The 7,600-nt window shown below is 70.3% G+C and carries 6 protein-coding genes and 2 rRNA genes; 3 read left to right on the forward strand and 5 right to left on the reverse strand.

The genetic code is table 11. The features are described 5' to 3' along the window. Positions 1–6 precede the first annotated feature (6 nt). Both NPA30_RS11750 and NPA30_RS11755 read right to left on the reverse strand, forming a co-directional pair. Positions 7–1,260: an ATP-binding protein gene (locus tag NPA30_RS11750; protein ID WP_256802868.1), complete on the reverse strand. Its 1,254-nt coding sequence runs from the start codon at positions 1,258–1,260 to the stop codon at positions 7–9. Next, positions 1,257–2,000, reverse strand: a complete 744-nt coding sequence (locus NPA30_RS11755) for a response regulator transcription factor (RefSeq protein ID WP_256802869.1) — start codon at positions 1,998–2,000, stop codon at positions 1,257–1,259. The genes NPA30_RS11750 and NPA30_RS11755 overlap by 4 nt, the downstream gene beginning before the upstream one ends. A 404-nt stretch (positions 2,001–2,404) precedes the next feature. Here NPA30_RS11755 and NPA30_RS11760 point away from each other — a divergent pair, with 404 nt between their 5' ends. From NPA30_RS11760 to NPA30_RS11770, 3 genes are all read left to right on the forward strand, one after another. Next, positions 2,405–2,935 (forward strand): Spy/CpxP family protein refolding chaperone, encoded by a 531-nt coding sequence (locus NPA30_RS11760; protein ID WP_256802870.1) that lies wholly within the window; start codon positions 2,405–2,407, stop codon positions 2,933–2,935. 269 nt (positions 2,936–3,204) lie between these two features. Next, positions 3,205–4,521: a UDP-glucose dehydrogenase family protein gene (locus NPA30_RS11765; RefSeq protein ID WP_256802871.1), complete on the forward strand. Its 1,317-nt coding sequence runs from the start codon at positions 3,205–3,207 to the stop codon at positions 4,519–4,521. Between the two features lie 6 nt (positions 4,522–4,527). After that, complete coding sequence (locus tag NPA30_RS11770; RefSeq protein WP_256802872.1) at positions 4,528–5,547, forward strand: NAD-dependent epimerase/dehydratase family protein; 1,020 nt, start codon at positions 4,528–4,530, stop codon at positions 5,545–5,547. A 54-nt stretch (positions 5,548–5,601) separates the two neighbouring features. On the opposite strand, the gene galE is transcribed toward NPA30_RS11770, so the two are convergent. The 3 genes from galE to NPA30_RS11785 all read right to left on the reverse strand — a co-directional run. Continuing rightward, positions 5,602–6,594 (reverse strand): UDP-glucose 4-epimerase GalE, encoded by a 993-nt coding sequence (gene galE, locus NPA30_RS11775; RefSeq protein WP_256802874.1) that lies wholly within the window; start codon positions 6,592–6,594, stop codon positions 5,602–5,604. Between the two features lie 355 nt (positions 6,595–6,949). Next, a 5S ribosomal RNA gene (rrf, locus tag NPA30_RS11780) occupies positions 6,950–7,064 on the reverse strand. Between the two features lie 430 nt (positions 7,065–7,494). Next, positions 7,495–7,600: ribosomal RNA gene (locus tag NPA30_RS11785) — 23S ribosomal RNA — on the reverse strand; the annotation flags it as partial.

Here is a 7,600-nt window from a genome sequence, read left to right on the forward strand (position 1 = left end):
CCTGCTTCAGTTCGCGTCGGACGACGCCAGAGGCAGGCGCACCTCCTGAAGGAGCCCGCCTGCCTCCCGGTTCCTCAGGGTCACGCCGCCGCCGGCCCGCTCGACGATCTCCCGCGCGATGGCGAGGCCGAGTCCGGCACCCGGATAGCGCTTCATGCGCGCCGGATCGACCCTGAAGAACGGCTCGAAGGCGCGCCCCAGAAGGTCGTCGGGGATGCCGGGGCCGTCGTCCTCGATCACGACGAGCGCCTTGCCTCCGTCGCAGGACAGCCGCACGCACGCGCCGCCGCCGTGCGTCGCGGCATTGTCGACGAGATTGCGCAGCGCGCGCTTCAGCGCCATCGGCATCGCGGCGACGCGCACCGGCACGGGCGCTTGCAGCTCGACCGGCCGGCCCAGCTCCCCGAGCTCGGCGCGAATCTCGGCGAGAAGGCCGGCGAGTTCGACCTCCATCGGAACGGAGGGATCGACCTCCTCGCGCACCAGCCGGATGGCGCTGTCAGCGATGTGGTCGAGTTCCTCCAGATCGCGCAGCCAGACCTCCCGCTCCTCGTCCGGCAGGAATTCCGCCCGCAGCCGCATTCGCGTCATCGGCGTGCGCAGGTCGTGCCCGGCGGCCGCGACGAGCCGCATCCGGCTCTCGATGGCGGTCTTCAACCCGTGGCTGAGGCGGTTGATCGCGGCGGCGGTGGTGCGCAGCTCGAGCGGTCCCTCTTCCGGGACGTGCTGCGGCAGGCCGTCCGGTCCAAGCGACCGCACCGCCTCGTCGAGCAGGCGCAGCGGCCGCGTCATGCGCGTCGCGACCACCAGCGAGATGCCAATGGCGCCGAAAGTGACGAGGCCGAGATAGGCGACGAGGGGAAACCGCGAGGGCGGCGGCGGCCGGAAATCGGGCAGCAGCGCCCAGCGGCCCGCGTCGTACTCGACGGCGAGCTGCCGGTCGGGCCCACGCCGGACGACGCGCAGGTCAATCGAGCGGCCGAGGCGGCCGAGCGCCGCGCGGATTTTCTTGATCCCGCCCGGCTCCCAGTCCTCGGCGGGCGGCGGCGCCCCCGCGAGCTCGATGCCGTAGTCGGCCGCATGGCCCGGGGAAGCACGCAGCGCATCCACCGCGATCGCGATCCGTCGGGCGGTGTCTTCGATGAAGCTGCGCCGGTCGGGCCGGTCGAGCATCTGGACGGTGACGAGCGCCGCCAGCGCCACGACCGCGACGATGGCGCCGACGAGCAGGACCGCAAGTCGGTTGCGCAACGAGCTCATCGTGCCGCCTCTGCGACCGCCTCGACCCGCGCGGCGAACTGGTAGCCACCGTTGCGCACGGTCTTGAACAGGCGGAAGACGCCGCCGTCCGAAAGCTTCCTGCGCAGCCGGCTCATCGCGACGTCGATGGTGCGGTCGAGCGGATCGACGGACGGGCGGCCGTGCAGGAGATCCGAGAGCGTGTCGCGCGACAGCACCCGGCCGGGCCGCTGCAGGAAGATGAGGAGAAGGTTGAACTCGGCCCCGGTCAGCTCGACCTCCGCACCGCCACCGTCGGTGACCCGCCGCGCGGCAACGTCCACGCTGAAGCCTTCGAAGCGATAGCCCGCCGCGGCCACCGCGCCGGCCTCCGGCGCAGGCCGTTCGCTCCCGCCGCGGCGCAGGACCGCCCGGATGCGCGCCGACAGCTCCCGCGGATTGAACGGCTTGCCGAGATAGTCGTCGGCCCCGAGCTCGAGTCCGATGATCCGGTCGACGTCCTCCTTGAGGGCGGTGAGAAGGATGATGGCGAGCTGTGGCCGCCTGTCCCGGAGCTCGCGGCAGAGATCGAGGCCCGAGCCGTCCGGCAGCATGACGTCGAGGACGACGAGGTCGAACTCGGCCTCGGCGATCTTCGCCTCGCAGTCGCGGCGTCCGGCCGCCAGCAGGACCTGAAAGCCCTGCCCTTCCAGATAGCGGCCGAGCAGGCGCCGGATTTCCGGGTCGTCGTCGACGACGAGGATCCTCGGGGCTGCGTCCATGGCGTCGTTTCTCCCTGTGTCCCCACCGTCATGTCACGGCGCAGCAGACCGCGCAGCGGCTTAGATGTTGCGAAACCTTGCGGGTTCAGCCCGCGGGGGCCCGTCGTGCCGGGCGTGGGAGAACGGCGCATACGTTCCGCAACAATCGGAAACGGGCGCTCAACACCGGGCGGCGGCGATCGGGCGTATCTCCTGAGCATCGGACCTTGAAGGAGATCGATATGTCCAAGCCATCGAACAAGACAATCCTCGCCGCGTGCCTCGCCTTTGCGCTCGGCGGAACCGCCATTGCCTCTGCCGCGGCGGAGGACGCGCCCCCGCCGCCGCCGCGTCCGGCATCCACAGACGCACAGCGGCCGGGGGGGCCGGAGGGTCCGGGCGGCCCTCGCGGTCCGGGCTGGCATATGCGGCACCACCGTCACGACCACGGCCCGCGCTCCGGCGCGCCGCTCTGGAAGATCGCCGGGAAGCTTGCCGCGGCGGAGACCGCGCTCGGCATCACGCCCGAGCAGAAGCCCGCCTGGGACGCCTTCACCAAGGCCAGCGTCGTGCTGGTCACGGCCATGCGTCCGATGCACGGGCCGATGGCTGGGATGACGCCGCCCGATGAGGACGCCGGCGATGCCGACGACGCCGCGATGCCGGATGCGGGCAGCCCGGACACGGCCACCCCGAGCGGTGACAACGACGCGCCGCAGGCGATCGGACGGCTCGGCGGCATGCTCGACCACATGGCCGGGCTCGGCGATGCGGCCCGCAATGCGCGCAGCGCCCTCGACGGCCTCACCGCGCAGCTGACGCCCGAGCAGAAGCAGATCGCAGGCGAACTTCTGCGCGAGGCGCGACCGCACCATCCGCCGTTCGGTGGCGGCAAGCGCTGGGGCCACCCGGGCCGCGGCATCGACGGGCGCGATCGCGGTCCCGGCCGCGACTGAGGCCAGAGCCGAGGCGGACGGGCGATACCCCGATCGAGCCTCCCTTCGCGGAACGACGTTACGGGCGGGGTGCCGAAACATCGGCGCCCCGCCTCTGTCGCTGGCGCGAGCTGCGTGCGGCGACGTCGGCGAGCCAGGCGATGCGTCGGCAGCGCGGGTGGTGCCTTTGTTGCAAGCCGGGCGCCGATGGGATACCGGCTGCGCTCAGCGCCGGCGTCCATCCCGACGTCGGGCCGCGACAGGTTCGGTGCGATCAGGATCCGAAGAAGATGCGTCTCGTCATGGTTGGCGCCGGCTATGTCGGCCTCGTCTCCGGTGCCTGCTTTGCCGACTTCGGCCACCACGTCATCTGCGTCGACACGGTCGAATCCAAGATCGAAGCGTTGAAAGCCGGCAAGCTGCCGATCTACGAGCCGGGCCTCGAAGCGATCGTGCGCTCCAATGCCGAGGCGGGACGGCTCGACTTCACCACCGATCTCGAAGAGGCGGTGCGCGACGCGGACGTCGTCTTCATCGCCGTCGGCACGCCGTCGCGCCGCGGCGACGGCCATGCCGACCTCTCCTACGTCCACGCCGCCGCCCGGCAGATCGCGCGGGCGGTCACCGGCTTCACCGTCGTCGTGACCAAGTCCACCGTGCCGGTTGGCACCGGCGACGAGGTCGAGCGGATCATCCGCGAGGAGAACCCGGACGCCGACATCGCCGTCGCCTCCAACCCGGAATTCCTGCGCGAGGGCGCGGCGATCGCCGACTTCAAGCGGCCGGACCGCATCGTCATCGGCACCGAGGACGAGCGCGCGATCGCCGTGATGAAGGAGGTCTACCGGCCGCTCTACATCAACGAGTCGCCGCTGTTCTTCTGCGAGCGCCGGACGTCCGAGCTGATCAAGTATGCCGGCAACGCGTTCCTGGCGATGAAGATCACCTTCATCAACGAACTCGCCGACCTCTGCGAGAAGGTCGGCGCCGACGTCCAGAAGGTCGCCAAGGGCATCGGCTCGGACAAGCGCATCGGCGGGAAGTTCCTGCATGCCGGCCCCGGCTACGGCGGCTCGTGCTTCCCGAAGGACACGCTCGCCCTCGTCAAGACGGCGCAGGACAACGAGAGCCCGCTGCGCCTCGTCGAGACCACCGTCGCGGTCAACGACAACCGCAAGCGCGCGATGGCGCGCAAGGTGATCGCGGCCTGCGGCGGCGAGGTGCGCGGCAAGCGCATCGCGATCCTCGGCCTCACCTTCAAGCCGAACACCGACGACATGCGCGAATCGCCGGCCCTCACCATCATCCAGGCGCTGCAGGACAAGGGGGCCGTCATCGCGGCCTACGATCCCGAGGGGATGGCGAGCGCCCGCGAGCTGATGCCCGACATCGCCTACGGGCAGAACGTCTACGAGATCGCCGAGGGCGCCGACGCGCTCGTTCTCGTCACCGAATGGGACGAGTTCCGTGCGCTCGACTTCCGCCGGCTGAAGCGGCTCGTCGCCGAGCCCGTGCTGATCGACCTCAGGAACGTCTACCCCGTGCACGAGACCGAACGGCATGGCTTCCGCTATGTCGGCGTCGGACGGCTCGCCGGCGCGAACTGACCCGCCATGCGCTGCCTCGTCACCGGGAGCGCCGGCTTCATCGGCTTCCACCTGGCGCGCCGGCTGCTCCAGGACGGGCACGAGGTCATCGGCTTCGACGGCCTGACGCCCTATTACGACGTCCAGCTGAAGGAGGCGCGCCACGCCGCGCTCGCGCAGTTCCCGTCGTTCCGCCCGGTGATCGGACAGCTCGAGGATCTGGCGGCTCTCGATGCCGCCGAGGCGCACGGTCCCTTCGACCTCATCGTGCATCTCGCGGCCCAGGCGGGCGTGCGCTACAGCCTCGACAACCCGCGCGCCTATGTCGACTCCAACCTCACCGGCACCTTCAACCTGCTCGAGCTGGCGCGCCGCGCCCCGCCACGCCACCTCCTCCTCGCCTCGACCTCGTCGGTCTACGGCGCCAACGCGCGCGTGCCCTTTCGCGAGACCGACCGGGCCGACGAGCCCCTGACCCTCTATGCGGCGAGCAAGAAGGCGACGGAGGCGATGGCGCACAGCTATGCGCACCTCCATACAATTCCGACCACCGCCTTCCGCTTCTTCACCGTCTACGGCCCATGGGGGCGGCCGGACATGGCGCTCTTCAAGTTCGTCCGGGCGATCCTCGACGACGCACCGATCGAGATCTACGGCGAAGGCCAGATGCGGCGCGACTTCACCTATGTCGACGACATCGTCGAGGCGATCCTGCGTCTCGTGTCGGTGGTGCCGGGCGACGCCACGCCGGCGCTTCCGATGGACGTCGCCGACAGTCTCTCCCCCGTTGCGCCGTTCCGCGTGGTCAACATCGGCGGCGGCGCACCGGTCGGGCTGCTCGACTTCGTGACGGTGATCGAACGGGTGCTGGACAGACCGGCCCGCCGGATCCTCCTGCCGATGCAGCCAGGCGACGTGCCGCAGACCTTCGCGGCGCCGGACCTGCTTCTCGCGCTCACCGGCTACCGGCCGTCGACGCCGCTCGTCGAGGGTGTCGGCGCCTTCGTCGAGTGGTTTCGCGACTACCGCGCGAGTGCCGCCAGGTAAGGCCGCGCCGGCGACCGATGGCAGCGACGCCGAGCCGTTGCGTCGTTGCCCGCCTCATCCGGCCGCGTCCCTGCGCTTGCGCTCGCGCAGGTGCCAGTCGAACGCGCTGCGCACGATCGCGTCGAGGTCATAGCGCGAGGTCCAACCGAGGACGGCGCGCGCACGGGCTGCGCAGGCGGTCAAGGCGGCCGGGTCGCCGGGCCGGCGCGGTGCGCGTGCCACCGGGACCGTGCGACCCGACACCCGCTCGATCGATGCCAGGACCTCGCGCACCGTCGTGCCCTCCTCCCGCCCGAGATTGACGGCGAGCGTTTCGCCGCCTGCCATGAGGTGCTCCAGCGCGCGCACGAAGGCGTCGGCGAGATCGAGAACGTGGACGTAATCCCGCAGGCAGGTCCCGTCGCGGGTCTCGTAGTCCTCGCCGAACACCTGGAAGTTCGCGCGGTCGCCGAGCGCCGCCTCGATCGCGACCGGGATGAGATGCGTCTCCGGGCGATGACGCTCGCCGATCCGCCCCTTCGGATCGGCACCTGCCGCATTGAAGAAGCGCAGGCTGACCGAGCGCAGGGCCCCGCTGCGGCCAAGATCCTCGAGGACTTCCTCGATCATCGCCTTGCTGCGCCCATACGGGCTGATCGGTCGGCGCGGATGGTCCTCCACGAGGGGCAGCCGGTCGGCCGGTCCGAAGACGGCACAGCTCGAGGCGAACACCAGCTTGTCGATACCCGTCGCCCGCATGGCGGCGAGGAGCTCGATCGCGTTCGCGACGTTGGCCCGGTAGGTCGACAGCGGGTCGAGCATCGACTCGCCGACGCCGGTCAGCGCCGCCAGATGAAAGACAGCAACGGGCGCATGGTGCCGGATCACCGCCTCGAGCCGCCTCCGGTCGCCGACGTCGCCGACCTCGAGCGCACCCCACTGCACGAAGTCGGCATGTCCGCTCGACAGGTCGTCGTAGACCACCGGCCGGTATCCCCGGTCCGCCAGCATCATGCAGGTGTGAGAGCCGATATAGCCGGCCCCCCCGACCACCAGTACCGTCTGCAAACCGCCTCCAGCCGCTGTTCCACCAACGGCTGTCTTGTAGCGGCTGAGCGCGGCGCTGCAAGCGGCGTGCTGCGCGACGCGAGGGACGCCCGCACTTGGCCGCGCGGCGTGAGGCGCGCGTCTGCGGAGGTGTCCGGCCTGGCAATTCCGTTTGGCCGGCCATTGCGGCGGGCGGGCACGCTGCGTCGGGCGGGCGCACTGCGGCATGCACAGGCGCGGCCGGCGTGCGTGCGGATGCGCGCGTTGACGCTGCCTCGTGCGCTCTGCCGCGTGAAGACGACAGGGCATCGCGGCGGTGTTCTGTGTTGGGTGTTTGGGGTGTTGGTTTGGCGAGAAGCGGGCTTGCGATTGGCAGACCTGGCAGCGACCGACTTTCCCGCGTCTTGAGACGAAGTATCATGGGCGCTGGGGCGTTTCACGGCCGAGTTCGGAATGGGATCGGGTGCGGCCGCCCCGCTGTTACCACCAGGTCGGCCAATCGCAAGCGTTCGAGAAGCTGGTTCGGCGCGAGGGCAAGGGCCGTCGCGGCAGGAGGAGCCCTGTCCGGCTCCGGGGCGCTTTCGGCGGTTCGTTCGAACCGCCTGTCGCGCCGTCTCGCAATCGCGCGGGGCGCGATTGCGAGGAGAAGAATGAGACGATGTTCGTCTGGAGCCTTTTCCGGCTCCGGGGCGCTTTCGCGACGATTGCTTGGCCGCCCGGTGGGCGTCCTGGCAATCGCGCTGTCGCGCCGACCCGACGACAGCGTGCGCCGTCGCGGGGAGAAGAATGAGACGATGTTCGCTGCTCTGGAGCCCTGTTCGGCTCCGGGGCGCTCTCGCGGGATCGCGGTGCGATCCCACTGTCGCGCTGTCCCGACGACGGCTGGCGCCGTCGCGGGGGGATGAACATTGGCGAATGAGAATGATCAAGTCGATCGGGCGATTAGTACCGGTCAGCTTCATGCATTGCTGCACGTCCACCCCCGGCCTATCGACGTGGTGGTCTTCCACGGCCCTGATAGGGAGCA

The organism is Mangrovibrevibacter kandeliae (assembly GCF_024519155.1).
Lineage (GTDB): Bacteria > Pseudomonadota > Alphaproteobacteria > Rhizobiales > Rhizobiaceae > Mangrovibrevibacter > Mangrovibrevibacter kandeliae.